We start from the raw sequence: 16,367 nt of genomic DNA, 5'->3' as shown, positions 1-16,367 counted from the left end.
TTTTATGAAAAAATTAATCTTTTTTTTAGTGGCCATCTTATGGGTGGCCCAGGGGCTTTATGCACAAATCCCAGCAGGAGTATACCGCAAAGATCTACCAGATATTCTGATCAGTCGGGATATTTCATTGCACTTTATTTCTCCCGAACCCATTCAATATGTTGACATATCCACCCACGCAGTTGCGGGCGATCTGCCTTTAAAGAATGTATTGCGCTTAAAGATAATTCCAGATGTCAAGATGCCCTTAGATGAGCCTGGTGTAGTAACCATTGTTGGCGAAAGTTTTATTGCTCAATATAACCTGCGCTATGTGGATGACCAATCACTTATCGTCCCCACACAAGTGAATATATTACCGGAACATACCCAGCCGCTGGACGTCCCTGGAATTTCACTAACAACCAGGCAGATGCAGGATTTTGCCATTCAGATTCTACAGAAACCATCTGGTAAGTCTGTGCGAAAGGCAAAGGCTTTCGGTTTAAAGGCCAAACTGAACCATGTGTATGCCGCAGGTGATCACATATTTCTTGATATCACATATTTTAACAATAGCAACTTGCCTTACGATGTGGACGAACAGCGCTTCAAAATCGAAGATAAAAAGATTACAAAAGCAACAAACGTACAATCTGTAGAAATTAAGCCCGTATGGCAACTGTATCCAAACAGCATATTTAAGAAGCAATACCGAAATATCTATGTCCTGAAAAAGGTAACCTTTCCGGGTAATAAGTTGCTAAATATTGAACTGACTGAAAAACAGATTTCCGGGAGGGTGCTTACCCTAGAAATGAAATACAGTGATATTCTGAAAGCAGACAGTTTATAAAATGTCCAAATAATGGGAGTCTCCATTGAGCTCCCTTTATCCATTAAAAGCAAAACTTGATATATGGAAGAAACCAAGGAACAGCAGAGCCTTTACAAGTTCCTGCAATTTGGTATCTATTTGTCCGTCTTGATCGAAGTTTTCCTGTTTTTTTACGCCAGTAAATTTTTAACACAGGATTATACGGACAAATTTAACCTACGCTTTTTTGTAATCAGGCTTGCCAGATTACCATTTTACCACCAGCTCATTTACAGCAAACTATTTACTCTACTGTTGATTTGCCTGGTTTCAGTAGGTACGCTCAGCAGAAAAAACAAAGACCTCAATCCCAAAAATCATATTGTTTATCCACTTGTAGCTGGTCTTATCGTTTTCTTTTCGGGAATCTTGTTTCAGGGAAAACATACACCGGCCATTTGGATGGGTGCTGGCTGGTCTGATCTGCTGTACATCGTCACCGCAATTTTCGGAACCTTACTGATCCATATCGCTATGGATAATGTATCGAAGATCATCAGTTCAAAACTTGGTAAAGATAAATGGAACATTGAGGGGGAATCCTTTATGCAACCCGTCAAACCGATTGAGACACCGTATTCGGTGAATATACCTATGTTATTCTATTATAAAAAGAAGGTACATAAAGGATTCATTCCGCTGGCAAATTTATTCAGAAGCCTGCTTTTAATATCAGTTCCCGGTGGGGGTAAAACTTTTTCAGTTATTATTCCAATAATAAAGCAATTCATCGCCAAATCTTTCACTTTATGCATTTATGATATAAAATATCCTGACTTGGCCAAGGTTGCCTATCACCATTATTTATTGGCAAAACAAAAAGGGAAATGCCTTGATTATAAATTCCACGTTATCAATCTAAATGAAGTTGAAAAAAGCGAACGAGTAAACCCCTGGAAAAGGCAATACCTCAATACTCTTGCCGATGCCTCTGAAACAGCAGAAGCCTTAGTTGAGGCCATGAAAAAAGGTGACCGTTCGGGGGGCAGTGACCAGTTCTTTACACAATCCGCTATCAATTTTCTGGCCGCATGCATTTATTTTTTCAGCAGCTACGAAGATGGTCGGTATTCAAGCCCTCCGCATGTGCTTTCTTTTTTAAACCTTTCCTATGATGACATTTTCAGCGCACTTTTTTCTGAACCGGAACTGGTACCACTACTTTCCCCATTTAAAAGTGCTTATCAGGCCAAAGCTTTCGATCAGTTAGAAGGACAAGTAGGTACCCTTAAAATCTTTATCAGCAGATTGGCTACAAAAGAAACTTTTTGGGTATTCAGCGGGGATGATTTCGAGCTAAAAATAAGTGATCCTAAAAACCCGTCAATTTTGGTGCTCGCCAACGATCCTTTGACACAAAGTACTAATTCAGCCTGCTATTCCCTTGTGCTAAATAGGGTAACTAAACTGGTAAACACTAAAGGCAATTTACCCGTTGGACTTGTCATAGATGAGGCCCCAAGTCTCTATATTTTTCGAATTGAGCAGGTTTTAAGTCAAGCAAGAAGCAATTTGGTTGCGTCTGTACTCGGAATCCAAAGCCTTCAACAATTTCAGCAGCAATATGGTAAAGAAACTGCTGCTACTATCACTTCTGTGGTCGGTAATGTGCTATCTGGATCTGTACAGAACAAGGATACGTTAGATTGGTTGGAACGACTATTTGGCAAGGTAAAACAGGAAGGTGAAAGTCTGAGTATCGACCGGACGAAAGTCTCTGTTTCCCTGAGTGAAAAACTTGAACCGCTGATTCCTGCTGGCAAGATTGCGAACCTCCGAGCTGGCGAAATGGTGGGTTTGATCGCGTCAGATGCCGTTGAAACCTATACAGGGAAATACCAGCCCTCGGCAGTAAACTGTCGGGTAAATCTGGATGTAGAGTCTATCAAAAAAGAAGAACAAAGCTATCGGTCCTTGCCAATCTATTACGATTTCAAAGGCAGAAAAGAGGAAATACTCCGGCAGAACTTTCAAAAGATTAATGAGGAAGTGCAGCAGGTTGTAAAACAGTTCAGAATTGCTCAGACATCAGTTGGTGTACCTCAGCCTAAAGGAATAATGAAGCAAACCTTTAACAAATAACAAATTAATCACCTAACAACTATATTTTATGGAACAACTTCTTGGCACTTATGCGCAGGTGCATCCATTACTAAACGACCCGGCAGGCAAGCAGGGTCAGATTGGTATGATAACAGATATAGATATTGAGGGAGACAATGTTTACATAAGCTTTGAAAAAGGACAACAGGCACTATATAGCAGTAATGCCTTATTTGTCTTGAAAAAATCTGATGAAATAAGCACAAATGCAATTTCAAATTTTCAAAAACTGTCAAAGGAAGATTTTAAAACGCTTTTAGAAATCAGTTTGAAGGCACAGTCAATCTTTCCAATAAACCACAAAACTGCTCTTGAAATGTCAACTACAAATAATGCAGTTAGAGCCCATAGCCAGAATTTACTTCAAGATAAATTGGGCTTAGTCAACAATAATCAGGTTGAAGTTGAACAACGTCCAATTCACAGGCGGTAATAATTTAGAAATGGAAGAACTTTTGAACAAATCAGTAATGGTACATCCATTAACTGATGATCCAATGCGTATGCAAGGTCAGGTCGGGTTAATTGCTCAAATCAACCTCAAAAATGATGAAGTGCATGTACAATTTCCTTACAATAATATTGGGGTTTATAGTACTAACGCCCTACTTTCCTTACAACCAAAAGAAATGGTTTTGGCAACTATACAGACAAAATTGCTCGAACTAGACCCCAAAGATGTAAGGATACTACTGGATATTTACAGACTGCAAAATATTGGACAAACAGGAGCAATTGAAGAAGCACTTCGGTGGGCCATCGGCTTTGAGGAAGTTGGCAAAAATTCCCTTGTTACCTTGGAGGATTTCATCAAATGTGGGCTAGCAGATGAAATCGAAATTCAATCTTCTCGTAGCCGATGAACCCTCGAATATTCGTGTTGCATGTCGTTGTCCATTTTTTACTGACTCATTCAGCTGTAGCTATAGCACAAATTAATGACCAATATCGTAGTAGCTTACCGTTAATAAATTTACGTGTGACCTCTGGTTTTGGATACCGCGTACATCCGGTGACTAATAAGTATGACCTGCATAGAGGCGTTGACTTTGCTGCCCGTTGTGATCCGGTACTAAATATTTTGGACGGAACTGTAACGGATACAGGTTTTAATCCAATCCTGGGCAAATATGTGAGAATTTCTCATGGAGACTTTCAAAGTATTTACGGACACCTTTCCCAGATCTTGGTCATACCAGGTGAGCCTGCAACAGCAGGTCAGGTCATAGGTGTCACCGGAACAACAGGCCGGGTGACCGGAGAACACCTGCATTTCAGCATCAGGTTTAAGGATAAATACATCAACCCATTACATTTTTTAAGGTCACTGTTACTGCCCGAACAGCTAGGCCAAACCATCAATTAATTACTTATGGAACAACATTTAAGAACCCTGCAAGATAAATTAAATACACTTGCAGCTGGCCAGGCTATTGGCCTTACAGCCGCAGAAGCGGCCATTTATGGCGTAGACTATGCAGACGAACTGCCAGAAGAAGATGCCCCTCAGGAGGTAGGAGAAGATGGCGAATGATAAGATTAAGGCCATGCACATACAGGTGGCCGAAAAACTCATTGAACAGCTGAAAGCCGGAACTGCTCCCTGGCAAAAACCTTGGAACAGCGATGATCTTCCATCTTTTGAGCTCCCTTACAATGCCGTCACTGGAAACCGCTATAAAGGTATTAATACCTTTTCCTTGTTGCTTAACGGTTACGAAGATCCTCGATGGATAACCTTTAACCAGGCATCCGCCAACCAGTGGAGTGTCAAGAAAGGTGAAAAGGCTTCTCTAATCCAGTTTGTTAAAACAACTGATTTAGTGGCCAAAAGGGATGAAAGTGGTAAACCTATGTTGAACGATGATGGTAAACCCATCAAGATTTCTATAAAACTGGATCGCCCAATCATTACCACCGCCTGGGTATTCAATGCTGCGCAGGTAAATGGGATTCCCATCCTACAAAAACCAGACATCCAAGAGTTAGGTTGGAAGCCATTAGAACGAGCAGAAAAACTGATTGCGAGTTCTGGCGCCGATATTATCCATCGGGCCGGAGACGATGCATTTTACAGCCCGTTCAAGGATCAGATTACTATGCCGCTGAAAGAGCAGTTTGATGCTCCAGACAAGTATTATGCAACGGCTCTTCATGAACTGGGCCATTGGACTGGACATAAGGACAGATTGGACCGTAGTATAATGAATCAGTTTGGCTCCGAAGCATATGCCCGTGAGGAATTACGTGCAGAAATCGCTTCTCTGCTGATCGGTCAGGAATTGCGGATCGGACATGACCCCAGACAGCACACCGCTTATGTGGATAGTTGGATTAAGGTCTTGCAGGACACACCCTTTGAAATACATGCCGCTGCTACTGACGCTGAGAAAATTCTCAATTACCTCACAGGTTTAGAACAAAAAAGGGAAGTTAAAACTGAGTTGCAAAATATACCGGAGTCGAAGGGATCAAGAAATCAGACAAACTCTAAATATCTGTCATCAGGTGACGAAATTGCTTATAACAATACAATTTACAAAGTAAATGGTCATCTGAAACAGGGTCGTCTACGCATGGAGGACTTGAACTCAGGACACAACTTTGTGCTTTCTAAAAATGATATGCTGTATGGTTCTTTGCTTCAGGTAAAACAGCAATCTCAGGACAAAACCCGCACAATTGATGGGACTGATACTTCCATTTCTCAGGAAGCTGACACAGCAATTGCTATTGTGGCAAGACGCTAAATCATCACAAAATTTCAATCTGTTAATTATGGAAACATTTATCAAGGAAAATGAGTTGCCTATTAAAGAACTCGAAAAGCTAGGACTTTACCAGGAAGGTAAGTTGAATCTAAGCAATGAAGATGTCGACGCATTGCTAGCGGGACGAAGAACAGACATGCGCAGCATGTTTCATTTGAAGATGGATGGTTTTGAAATCCGACAACTGGATGCCAAACTATCCCTTAATCGCAACCCTGATGGCACCGTCACGCTGAACCTGCACCCCATCTATAAGGAGGTCAAACCACATCCATTGCTCAGCGAGGAAGAAGCCAGGGTACTTCTGGACGGTAAACTACAATCGATACAGAAAGTTTATGAGCAGGCCGATAAAAAACTGGCGATGCTGATTATCGAATACGACAAGCAAACCAGAGAATTTGTCTCCTACCATCCTGAGCAGGTTGAAGCTCCTATAAAAATCAACGGGCAAGTGATGTCAGAGGAACAGCAGAAAGCATTTCAACGCGGAGATGTAATAGAATTGGACGAAGGCACTCGCATCCAGCACAGCGCGACCGACAGCAAGGGGATCAGGTCAGACAGAAAGGCATTGATACTTTCGGTATTAATGGACGGCGGTATTTCTTATTTACTGCTCCGTGGTATTCGCAACCTTGCCGGGAATAAGGACGGCCAAAAAGAAGAATACACCAAAGGTTATAATCAGGCCCTAGCTGATAGTATGGTAGGAAAACCTAAAAGAGAAAAGGAAATGACCGTGGGCGAGCATAAAGACTATGAAACAGGTTCACAATATAGTCGAGGATACGGGCGCACCTCATCTCGCTAATGGGTTTGTTAGCCGATCCGTGCCCACTTTCTATTAACCCGGAGACATTGGCTTTTTTTGTGAGCCGCATAACTGTTCAGGATGGCACTATCCTTTTTACCTATCAGGATAATCAACGGGATACAGCGATAGAATTTTGGTCGGACGAGAGGCACCTTGTACCTGTTTCTACTGGAATGTGGTTGGTGTATGAGGGATTACCCGCACAGGTCAGGCATTTGTTTTTAAGCCATTCAGCAACTGATATTCTTTGTTTCTGCCAAAAACGACCAGATTGGCTAAAGATTCCAGGCAGTGTTGCATTTGCTTCTTTAGGGTTGTTGGCCAGTGCGGATCAAATATCTTTTCTGAAACAACACTTTGTCAACGCAAAGGTGCATACGCTATTTGATGCCGAACTTACAGGCAGGGTCACAGATTGTAAAGTCGCATTGTGGAAGTCGGGGAAAGACGCTTTTTTCAAGGTCACCGACGATCTAATACAGATTACTTATCGCAAACGCAAATTCAATATCCCTGCCACTTCTTTTTCACTAAACCGTTTTGAAAAAGTTGTTGGCATACGCTCAGGTATACGCACCCACAAACCTAAAAACGGCTACTGTTCTTTTCGCGAACAGTTTAATCTGATTTAACCACTAAGTACTACGTGTAAGAATCTTAAAAGCAGATAACTAACAGCAATAGAGCCTGGTTCCTACGGACCAGGCTCTATTGCCGTGCTTAAAATTTAACCTAATAAAATCGATACCAAATAAAGAGAATCTTAAAACAACAGCACTATGAACATTGAACTAAAAAATATCAAGTACTACGAATCCTTTAGCGAAGAAACACTTGCTTTCCAGGCGAGTCTATACATCGAAGGCAAACGTGTAGGAACCGCAAAAAACGATGGTCGTGGAGGCCCGACCTATTACGATGGAGATAATAAAGAGGGACGAGAACTTATACATCAGGCAGAGCAATATGCGAAAGCACTTCCTGATAAACATTATCCTAAAGATGATTATATGGAGGCATTTTCTATACCTATGACACTTGAACACCACATTGATGACCTACTTAATGATTACTTAGGTAAAAAAGAGTTGGAAAAAATCCAGAAGAAGGTGGCAAAGGATATGGAAAAAGGTATTGTATTTGGCAAACCCAATGATAATTCATGGAGCGTCCAAACCTACAGTGTGCCACTTAAACAAGTGTTGTCTCATCCCAAAGGCCCCGAGAGCGTAACCAACACCATCGCAAAAAACATATTCAAAGAGCTAAAGGATGGGGTTAAGATCTTAAATACGAACATCCCTGAAAGCATTTTAAAAAACGCTGGACTTTTCGCAGACCAATATGTAAAACCATTGGTTCAGGATATTGGGCAACATGGTATAAATTCAGCGGAAAATACAAACGAACACAACAAGTCACAAGGCAGGTCGCTTTAGGACAAACTGGAATTCAATTATACCGACGTTCACCATCGCATAAAGATAAAGTTTTAAGGAGGCTATCTAGCCTTCTTTTTTGTGTAAAAAGATTATTATAACCAAAAGTAGCTAATAAAGAGTAGTTTACAAGAGTGGGAAACTTTATCGGTAGCGATTTAGTAATGGTGCTTACTGCACTTGATTACCTTGTAAATCAATACTGCAAATATAAAAAAGAAAGAGGGGTCATACCATTGAAAGTGATAAACGGCCTTATTTTATTTTTAATGCATTTTCTGCTTTTTCTACTTTTAGTGATCCTGAAAGTTTTAAATACCTTCTTTAGAGATAAAAAGTGATAAAAGCAGCCTTTTTAAGCTGCTTTCTTTCTTATGTTTTGTGCTATCGCTTAGGGGTTGGATATAGATCAGGTACATATTCATACAGATCTAGGAGATTGCAAAGTTATCTCGATGGCTTTTTCTTCTAACTTCATACATGGACAAAATAAAAAATTAGGAAATTATATAGAAGCCGTTTTTTTTCAAGCACACATTGAGCTTTCTAAGCTACTCTTCAACATGGAATTGATGTAACAGGATTAAATAATTACGGAAAAAAAGTTTGCTTTGAAGCAAGGGAGGGACGAGTTCCAAAGTTGGCTCAAGACGATACGGATTTCCTTTCAACGATAACCTGTGAGTTCGGAATGGCTTTTCCTTTAAACCACGAAATATTAATTTGCAGACTGCTAATTTTATATATCACTGATCATCTATTTCAAGTAATAAATTGAAATATGCGCATAGGCACCAAAGACAACGACCGACATGATCAGTATAAAGAAAAAATAAAATATAATATCCATTAAAGTGATCGCATATTTTTTTCTTTTCTTTTGTTCACGTTTTTTAGGTGCTTTACCTCCTTTCAATTTTGGAGGAACTTGTCTAATGACACCGAGTTTAGATTGACATGGCATATCACCTAATTGATTAAAATGTTTTCACCATCCCGAGTCCGAAAGTACCTGATCTGTAAGTCGGCATAATTAGTGCATTATTTTTAGGTTTGTTGGAGAATATTCTTTTGATTTTGGGGTATAACCAGTACGAGGCCTGGGTTGACAGTACACCAAGTCCAGCTCCCGCCACCACATCACTAAACCAGTGCCTATTGTTGTACATTCTCAAAATCCCTACTGTTGCAGCTGCGGTATAGCCTGAGATCGTGTACCAGACCGATTGGTCACCATATTCTCTGCGAAGAAATTCAGCCGAGGCAAATGCCTCCGCTGCGTGGCCGGAGGGAAATGCTCTCGGAGTTCCATCTGGCCTAGTGACAGCGGTGATCCCCTTAAGGCTTTGGGTAGTTGCATTTAAGATGATATTGGACAATAAATAAACCCCGCTTTGATCTAAGAGGCTATTTTTACCTTTAAGGCCTAATCCATTAAGTGCAAACACTGCTGCCCCAGGTGCAAATTGAAGGTAGTTGTCGACTATAAATTGCTTGTGGGGATGTTCGCTGTAAAATTCATGTTTTGCCTCAACGTCCAAATTTGTCAGCGCATTGTTTCCCAGCTTTACAAATCCATAAGCTAGCGCAACTGAAGGAATGATGATTGACGATACACGAACAGGGTTTTTAAAATTTTGTTGTTGATCTGCTTTCTTTTTACCTGATGTATCAGATATCGATTTGAAAACTACCGGAGGAGATTGACTGAATAAACTTGTAGTCCAAAACATCAAAAGGATTGAAATAGTATATGTAATGTGGTTTTTCATTTTTTAAATTATTTGATCTGATTTTACGACTACCAATGGGTGTTAAAAAAATGGATCATTTTCATGATAATAGCAGCTCCGAGTAAAACTGCCAGTATCCAGAAAAAAATCATCGAATAAAGCCCTGGCCTAATAGTCTTTTTTTTCTTTTTTGTTTTAGGTTTAAGTGAAGGTCTAGGCATATTTATTGTGTTTTTCACCGATTTATCCAGTTTATTTTTATGTGCATTCGACTTCATCCCTCAATCGTCTAAGTCTTCATTCTTATGATATTCCTGCATTTTCTTCTTCCACTTTAAATACCATTGCTGATGGTGAAGGATTAATAAAAAGAAAATCGCCGCCGATGAGGCAAATGCGATAATGAGCATATTCAACCCAACTGCAACACCGATCGCGGCTGTACACCAAATTGTAGCAGCGGTGGTCAACCCCTGAGACTGGTTCCTTTTATCATTTTTATAAATAATTCCTGCACCCAAAAAGCCAATGCCAACAATTACATTAGCTATTATCCTGGAGACAGCAGCCGTATCATTTAAATGCTGTCCAATGGCTGTAAATAAGGTTGCACCCAAACAAACAGCAGCATAGGTCCTTATGCCGGCACTACCTCCGTGTTTTTCCCGGTCGAATCCAATCCATGCACCAAGAAGAAGGGCGATCAAAAGTCGTAAAGCAATGCTTAATTCATTTTCCAAGTCCATTTTTCCAATTAAATCCATAGGTTATCCCTCAAGATTTAAAAACCATTCCTCAGCTTGTTTTATAGCTTCCTCAACAATGGCCAGTTCATTAACCGTTCTTTCCTGTTTTAGCTTGTTAGCGATCTCAATCGCTTTTTCCCTTATAATTGGTTTCAGATCCTGCATTTCGAGCGGAAAGTTTTCTAATGTCCACGTCATAAATATTTCTTTTTAGTATTAAAATTTTGATTTATTTCTGTGTAATGCCTGCGATAATATTAATTGTTAATGCGACAATAAACGTGTTAAAGGCAAAAGCTAAAATGCCGTGCATCCAGGCCAGCCGTCTTATTTTTCTAGAAGTAATCTGCACATCTGAAACCTGAAAGGTCATTCCAATAACAAAAGAGAAGTAAGTGAAATCCATATAGTCGGGTTCTTCTTCATCTGGAAATATTAAGCCTTCCGGTTTTATGTTTTTTCCTCCCTTATGATGGTCCAAATCGCAATAATAAAGATGGGCGTAGCGCAATGTAAATACGGTGTGTAGGAGCCACCAAGAGCCTGCAACGCAAGCAAGAGGGATTATAGCGGTTCCGGAAAATTCCTTTTCGGTTTGGGATGAGGCATTTTCCAAGAGTAAAAGCACAGCCAATAGACTGGCGAATGCCGCTGCGATTACAAAGAAAAAAATCACTGTCCGGCTGGAATCCTGAGCATGAGCCTCATGCTTTACATCGGCAGGATGGGAGCTTAGAATGGTGATCCATGCCAATATTAATGTACTCATAACATACGCTAGCCAAGTCAGCATGTAATGAATCGGATCTTTAAATTTACCTGTAGTAGCTACAAAAAACAGAACTGAAACTCCTATTGAAGTATACAACTTGTGATGTGCATCCACTTGGTTGATGTAATTGGCTATTTTTCTTAGACGGTCTACCATGTTAATTTTCCCCTTCTTAAATAATAGAGGTATAATTTAAAAGTAAAATGGGCAATAACGAGACTGATTACTACCCCAATGAGGATTTCGTGTGGGTAGTTCCAACCACTATGTAAATTAGTATACAAGTTGATAATTGCCCAGGCGACAACCATTGCTTTGAGCGGCCAGTAATGTTTCTTGAAATAAAGACAGCTGAAATAGGCAATTCCCGCTAAGCTTGAAGACATAGGAAGACAACCAAACTGTTTGCCAATCCCGACGGCTTTTACTTGCATGGAACCAGCCATAGTTTCCATATATAATGGACGCAGGTGTGCAAACAATAAGTTGACCGTGAAGATCATTCCATTGCAAACCACAACATACAACCCGATAAAAACTAGTACCTGCATAAATTTCATCTTATCATAAAAAAGTGTCATTAATACCAGGAAACCATAAAAGAGAATTAATAAATAGAAGTTTCCTGATTGTAGCATGAGCTTAGCAATAAATTGGTTATGGTTGTCGTTTGCCCAAAAAAGAATGGTTTCGTCAACTTCTACGATGTCGCTTAAAATGTGATGGTCTGCAAGGATAAATCCAATAAGCAGGGCAGAAAAAACCGTAACCGTCACCATAACGGGAAAATAGGTATCTAGTATTCTCATTGGATAATCAGGTTAAACTTTTGGATTCTTCATCTTTGTAGCGTTTGCTAGAATAGATCCGTTATTCCCAATTGGCCACCGTCGTATGCACGGAAAACGATGGCCAGCCATAAGGCTTTAGGGAATGATATTGTCTTTAAGCTTTCTTCTTTCTTCCAGACTTAATGGTTTGTTTTTGGTTGTTTTTATAGGCAAGGAGGCGAAGTGCATTCCCAACGACGACTAAGGTGGAACCTTCATGTGCCATCACTGCGGGCCCGATAGAGGTCACCCCCAGAATCGTAAGCGGTATCAAAACTGCCACTACACCCAGACTAATCCAAAGGTTTTGCTTAATGATACCCTTTGCCTTGCGGCTTAAGCCTATTGCAAAAGGCAGACTTTCCAGCTTGTCTCCCATTAGGGCAATATCTGCGGTTTCTAAAGCGACATCAGATCCGGCAGCTCCCATAGCAATACCTACCGTACTCTTGGCCATTGCCGGAGCATCATTAACACCATCACCAACCATAGCCACCATTTTTTCCGATTTATCCAGTTTTTGGACAGCTTTAACTTTATCCTCTGGCATGAGGTTACCCATCGCATCAGTGATGCCGATCTGTTTAGCAACAGCTTCAGCCACCTGCTGGTTATCCCCTGTCAGCATGATCATTTTTTTAATACCTAACGCAGAAAGTTCTTTCAGCACATTTTTAGCCTCTTTACGGGGTACATCCATCAGAGATAGAATACCTATGAAATCCTTATCCTGTTTGACCAGCATAGAGGTGTGACCACCCTTTTCCAGGTCTTCCACTTGTTTGATGATCTCCGCTGGTACATTGTCTTTTTCAAACAATGCCTTATTTCCAATGAGTATCTTTTTACCGCCAACTTCCGCTTGTACGCCCCGTCCTGTGATGCCTTTCACTTTACTGGCCTCTGGAATAGATTGCTTTTTAAGTTTTTCAAGACCTCCTTTGACGATAGCCTCTGCAAGGGGATGGTCACTTAGTTTCTCTACTGCAATGGCTACGACCAGTAAATCCTCCTCAGAAATCCCGTTTAACGGGATCACGTTGGTTAACTGAGGTTTTCCTTCAGTCAGCGTGCCGGTTTTATCAAAAGCAATAGCATTCAGAGATCCCAGGTCTTCTAGTGGTCTTCCGCCTTTAATCAAAACCCCACCTCTGGCAGCACGGGCGACACCGCTTAATACCGCACTTGGAGTGGAAATGGCAAGCGCACAAGGACTAGCGGCCACCAATACAGCCATCGCCCGGTAAAAGCTTTTGCTAAATGGTTCGTCGATCACCAGGAAAGCAAAACATAGCGCTGCCACCAGTACCAGTACAACTGGCACGAAGTACTTTTCGAATTTATCTGTAAACAACTGAGTTGGAGATTTTTGTTTCTCCGCCTCATTGACCATTTTTACCAGACGGGAAATGGTTGAATCTTTGGCTTCTTTGATCACCTTAACTTCCAGAACAGCTGCCCCGTTTATGGTACCTGCAAACACACGGTATTGGGGTTTAATGCTTTTTTCATTGGTGTAATCTTTATTTGGATCAGGAACAGGCGATTTGTCGACCGGTACACTTTCCCCGGTTATCGGTGCCTGATTTACGCTTCCTTCGCCTTTGATAACCACACCATCCGCCGGTATTTTACTGTTGGGTTTGATGACAATGAGATCCCCTAAAACCAATTCTTCAATACGAATTTCCTGTTGGCTGCCATCCCTAACCACCAATGCAGTTGGGGGAGCTAGGCTGGTCAGCGCCTCAATGGATTTACGTGCTTTACTCATTGCGTAATGTTCCAGTGCATGTCCCAAACTGAAAAGGAATAGCAACAGGGCACCTTCCATCCATGAACCCAATATGGCAGCCCCGATTGCAGCAACCAGCATCAGGAAATCAATCTCAAACCCGCCTTTCATTATGGTTTGAATTGCTTCCTTGGCCGTAAAGAAGCCCCCAAAGAAATAGGCAATTATATAAAGGATAAGACTGACCAGTTCAGGCATACCTGCCACATAAGATAATCCGAAGCCCGCTCCCAGAGCAGTTCCGCAAATCAATGAAAATATCAGCTCTGTATTTTTTCCGAAAACTCCGCTGTGTTCATGCCCTTTTTCTTCGACATGACTATCCGATTTACCAACGGCCCCGACTTTGGTGCTCGCTGATTTAGCCCCGTTTTTCACAGGTAGGGTTTTTGGTTGATTTCCATTTTTTTTGTCTGTTTTCATAACTATGGGATTGATGTTAGTGTTGAAACTTTGAGCGGCCGAGAGGTTACTCTTTTAGCCCTCCTTTACTATATAAATAATAGGCTGTCTGGTAATAGGCAATCGCCTCATTGATCAGTTGCTGAGAAACTTTTTCCTTCCTTTGTTCGTTTGTTGATCTGTTGTAAAAAGCGGATTCAACTTTCCTGCGAGGACTTAAAATGACCAAACTGTCATTCTTCATAAAACCCAACTTCTGATAAGTGGCAATCATTGTCCTGGGAACATAAGTACTGTCCAGTACATTTTTGCCATAATTATTATTGATGTATGACCAGTTCAGTAAGGAAAATAAAGTGGGATAAAGGTCTATCTGCGAACAGATCTTATCTATACGAGTTGGCCTACTATTCGGTATATTATAGACTAATGCGGGGATATGATATTTCGCTACATCGATCTCGTTCTTACCGGCACTACTTGCACAATGGTCCGCTATAAAAATAAATATGGTATTGGAGAACCATGGCTTTGATTTGGCCTGTTTTAGAAATTGACCAATTGCAAAATCAGTGTATTTTACCGCGCCGTCTCTGCCAGAACCAGAGGGAATGTCAATTTTTCTTTCAGGATAAGTGAACGGCCTATGGTTGGAGGTGGTCATTACAAAATTGTAAAATGACTGCTTAGCCGTAAATTTTGCATCGGCATCCTTAAGTACTGCACCAAATAAATCTTGATCGCAGATTCCCCAGGCATTTTCAAAATTGACCTCGTTGTCGGGTATCATCGTTCTTCTTGTTTTGTAATCATCACCAATGGCGAGTTTCCTGCCCCTGTCCACAATGTCAAACCCATTACTGCCAAAATATTGGTTCATGTTATCGAAATAACCGTCGCCTCCATAAAAGAACGTTGTTTGATAGCCTTTGGTTCTGAAAATGCTGCCAATAGTGCTCAATTGTTTATTCTTTTCCCTCCGGACTATACTGTTTCCGGGGGTTGGGGGTACAGCCAGTGTTAATGCCTCCATTCCCCGTACTGTCCTTGTGCCGGTGGCATACATATTCGTAAAGAATAAGCTATGATCTGCCAGAGAATCCAATACTGGGGTAATTTTCCGTTCATTCCCAAATTTCCCCATAAAATCTGCGCTAAAGCTTTCCAGTACAACCATGATTACATTAGGTAATTGTTGTTCACCGCCTAACGGTTTGATGTTTTTTCTAATCGACTGTAAGTTACCTGTATATCTGGAGCCTGACTCCTTAAGTAAACTCCGGGTAATGGCAAAAGCCTGCTCATTACTCAATAGTGAATAAAACTGTTCATAATTGAGTTCATTGTTTTTGAAAGCCGAAAAGAAGGAATAAATTCCCGCCTTAGATAGTTCATTCTGATATCGGTTTTCACTTTTTTCCGCCCAGCTATTGTTTATGTACAATGCGTAAACAGCAATCAATAAACCCATGATCAGCGAATGGATAAGTCGCCATTTGAACCTTGTGTTGGATTTGAAACTGTCACTAAAATTGTTGGTCCTGATCAGTAGAACCATAACTGCAATAGTAATGGCAACTACACCAGAAATTAGGTAGGGCAAAGGGTAAGATTCATTGATATTATTAACAACCTCATGCGTATAGATCAGATAGTCAACAGCAATAAAATTAAACCTACTTTCAAACTCTCCCCAAAAGGTGAACTCCGCAAAAAAGGAGAACACAGAGATTAAGATCATTAAAAAGACAATTATATAACTGACAACCTTATTAAAAGATGAGCGGTTTAACTTCTGAGGCAGTAATAATAGATAAATTGCATACAAGAGGCCAAAATATAAAACTACTCCAAAGTCAAAAATCAAACCTTTCGTAAATATACTTAAGGCGCTTTTTAAAGTCAATTCGGTATCTTTAAGCGAGACATAAATAAAAGCAATACGTAGCGATATCGATGCGGTTATGAAAAACACCGCAAACGCATAAAGTACCGCATACCGGCTTTTCAACGGGTTAAAAGTCATAAGCCATTTTTTAAATTAGGGTACATAGAAATTATGTGCGCAGATTTGCTGCACATAATTTCATTCTATTTACTTAG

At 40.6% G+C, this 16,367-nt stretch carries 17 protein-coding genes; 10 read left to right on the top strand and 7 right to left on the bottom strand.

Translation table 11 applies throughout. From position 1 onward, the window contains the following. The first annotated feature begins 4 nt into the window (after nucleotides 1-4). The 10 genes from traN to K7X70_RS20200 all read left to right on the top strand — a co-directional run bounded on the left by traN (nucleotide 5) and on the right by K7X70_RS20200 (nucleotide 7,986). Entirely contained in the window at nucleotides 5-835 is an 831-nt protein-coding gene (gene traN / locus K7X70_RS20245) for a conjugative transposon protein TraN (protein WP_073233016.1), read from the top strand. 63 nt (nucleotides 836-898) lie between these two features. After that, nucleotides 899-2,938, top strand: a complete 2,040-nt coding sequence (locus K7X70_RS20240) for a TraM recognition domain-containing protein (protein ID WP_073233015.1) — start codon at nucleotides 899-901, stop codon at nucleotides 2,936-2,938. Nucleotides 2,939-2,966: 28 nt separating this feature from the next. Next, a complete protein-coding gene (locus K7X70_RS20235; RefSeq protein ID WP_073233014.1) occupies nucleotides 2,967-3,392 on the top strand; it encodes a hypothetical protein in 426 nt (141 codons plus the stop codon). Further along, complete coding sequence (locus tag K7X70_RS20230) at nucleotides 3,364-3,822, top strand: hypothetical protein (RefSeq protein ID WP_222538746.1); 459 nt, start codon at nucleotides 3,364-3,366, stop codon at nucleotides 3,820-3,822. The genes K7X70_RS20235 and K7X70_RS20230 overlap by 29 nt, the downstream gene beginning before the upstream one ends. A gap of 116 nt (nucleotides 3,823-3,938) precedes the next feature. Beyond that, a complete protein-coding gene (locus K7X70_RS20225; RefSeq protein ID WP_159441139.1) occupies nucleotides 3,939-4,325 on the top strand; it encodes a M23 family metallopeptidase in 387 nt (128 codons plus the stop codon). A gap of 6 nt (nucleotides 4,326-4,331) precedes the next feature. Next, nucleotides 4,332-4,493, top strand: a complete 162-nt coding sequence (locus tag K7X70_RS20220) for a hypothetical protein (protein WP_158673985.1) — start codon at nucleotides 4,332-4,334, stop codon at nucleotides 4,491-4,493. Beyond that, nucleotides 4,483-5,709 (top strand): ArdC family protein, encoded by a 1,227-nt coding sequence (locus K7X70_RS20215; protein ID WP_073233011.1) that lies wholly within the window; start codon nucleotides 4,483-4,485, stop codon nucleotides 5,707-5,709. The genes K7X70_RS20220 and K7X70_RS20215 overlap by 11 nt, the downstream gene beginning before the upstream one ends. Nucleotides 5,710-5,737: 28 nt before the next feature. Beyond that, nucleotides 5,738-6,544, top strand: coding sequence for a DUF4099 domain-containing protein (locus K7X70_RS20210; RefSeq protein ID WP_073233010.1), 807 nt, complete (start codon nucleotides 5,738-5,740; stop codon nucleotides 6,542-6,544). 47 nt (nucleotides 6,545-6,591) lie between these two features. Beyond that, on the top strand, nucleotides 6,592-7,179 hold the full coding sequence (locus K7X70_RS20205) for a hypothetical protein (RefSeq protein ID WP_124558627.1): 588 nt from the start codon (nucleotides 6,592-6,594) through the stop codon (nucleotides 7,177-7,179). 147 nt (nucleotides 7,180-7,326) lie between these two features. Next, a complete protein-coding gene (locus K7X70_RS20200) occupies nucleotides 7,327-7,986 on the top strand; it encodes a hypothetical protein (RefSeq protein ID WP_068402237.1) in 660 nt (219 codons plus the stop codon). A gap of 977 nt (nucleotides 7,987-8,963) precedes the next feature. On the opposite strand, the gene K7X70_RS20195 is transcribed toward K7X70_RS20200, so the two are convergent. From K7X70_RS20195 to K7X70_RS20165, 7 genes are all read right to left on the bottom strand, one after another. Beyond that, entirely contained in the window at nucleotides 8,964-9,758 is a 795-nt protein-coding gene (locus tag K7X70_RS20195) for a phosphatase PAP2 family protein (RefSeq protein WP_068402233.1), read from the bottom strand. A 242-nt stretch (nucleotides 9,759-10,000) separates the two neighbouring features. Then, entirely contained in the window at nucleotides 10,001-10,483 is a 483-nt protein-coding gene (locus tag K7X70_RS20190) for an MgtC/SapB family protein (RefSeq protein ID WP_198163530.1), read from the bottom strand. Between the two features lie 3 nt (nucleotides 10,484-10,486). Then, nucleotides 10,487-10,663, bottom strand: coding sequence for a DUF2188 domain-containing protein (locus K7X70_RS20185; protein ID WP_170123288.1), 177 nt, complete (start codon nucleotides 10,661-10,663; stop codon nucleotides 10,487-10,489). A gap of 31 nt (nucleotides 10,664-10,694) precedes the next feature. Beyond that, nucleotides 10,695-11,393, bottom strand: coding sequence for a DUF1345 domain-containing protein (locus K7X70_RS20180; protein ID WP_073233008.1), 699 nt, complete (start codon nucleotides 11,391-11,393; stop codon nucleotides 10,695-10,697). Beyond that, entirely contained in the window at nucleotides 11,387-12,046 is a 660-nt protein-coding gene (locus K7X70_RS20175; RefSeq protein WP_124558626.1) for a hypothetical protein, read from the bottom strand. Before K7X70_RS20175 ends, K7X70_RS20180 begins: the two co-directional genes overlap by 7 nt. A 136-nt stretch (nucleotides 12,047-12,182) precedes the next feature. Continuing rightward, a complete protein-coding gene (locus K7X70_RS20170; RefSeq protein WP_084359278.1) occupies nucleotides 12,183-14,285 on the bottom strand; it encodes a heavy metal translocating P-type ATPase in 2,103 nt (700 codons plus the stop codon). Between the two features lie 46 nt (nucleotides 14,286-14,331). Next, a complete protein-coding gene (locus K7X70_RS20165; protein ID WP_068402227.1) occupies nucleotides 14,332-16,290 on the bottom strand; it encodes an LTA synthase family protein in 1,959 nt (652 codons plus the stop codon). Nucleotides 16,291-16,367: the final 77 nt, after the last annotated feature.

The organism is Pedobacter polysacchareus (assembly GCF_019802255.1).
Taxonomy (GTDB): Bacteria; Bacteroidota; Bacteroidia; order Sphingobacteriales; family Sphingobacteriaceae; genus Pedobacter; species Pedobacter polysacchareus.
This window is presented reverse-complemented; position numbering and strand designations above follow the sequence as displayed.

Coding starts and splice junctions, on each gene's coding strand:
- traN (WP_073233016.1), top strand. CDS start 5: ATGAAAAAATTAATCTTTTTTTTAGTGGCCATCTTATGGGTGGCCCAG.
- K7X70_RS20240 (WP_073233015.1), top strand. CDS start 899: ATGGAAGAAACCAAGGAACAGCAGAGCCTTTACAAGTTCCTGCAATTT.
- K7X70_RS20235 (WP_073233014.1), top strand. CDS start 2,967: ATGGAACAACTTCTTGGCACTTATGCGCAGGTGCATCCATTACTAAAC.
- K7X70_RS20220 (WP_158673985.1), top strand. CDS start 4,332: ATGGAACAACATTTAAGAACCCTGCAAGATAAATTAAATACACTTGCA.
- K7X70_RS20215 (WP_073233011.1), top strand. CDS start 4,483: ATGGCGAATGATAAGATTAAGGCCATGCACATACAGGTGGCCGAAAAA.
- K7X70_RS20210 (WP_073233010.1), top strand. CDS start 5,738: ATGGAAACATTTATCAAGGAAAATGAGTTGCCTATTAAAGAACTCGAA.
- K7X70_RS20200 (WP_068402237.1), top strand. CDS start 7,327: ATGAACATTGAACTAAAAAATATCAAGTACTACGAATCCTTTAGCGAA.
- K7X70_RS20195 (WP_068402233.1), bottom strand. CDS start 9,758: ATGAAAAACCACATTACATATACTATTTCAATCCTTTTGATGTTTTGG.
- K7X70_RS20190 (WP_198163530.1), bottom strand. CDS start 10,483: ATGGATTTAATTGGAAAAATGGACTTGGAAAATGAATTAAGCATTGCT.
- K7X70_RS20185 (WP_170123288.1), bottom strand. CDS start 10,663: ATGACGTGGACATTAGAAAACTTTCCGCTCGAAATGCAGGATCTGAAA.
- K7X70_RS20180 (WP_073233008.1), bottom strand. CDS start 11,393: ATGGTAGACCGTCTAAGAAAAATAGCCAATTACATCAACCAAGTGGAT.
- K7X70_RS20175 (WP_124558626.1), bottom strand. CDS start 12,046: ATGAGAATACTAGATACCTATTTTCCCGTTATGGTGACGGTTACGGTT.
- K7X70_RS20170 (WP_084359278.1), bottom strand. CDS start 14,285: ATGAAAACAGACAAAAAAAATGGAAATCAACCAAAAACCCTACCTGTG.
- K7X70_RS20165 (WP_068402227.1), bottom strand. CDS start 16,290: ATGACTTTTAACCCGTTGAAAAGCCGGTATGCGGTACTTTATGCGTTT.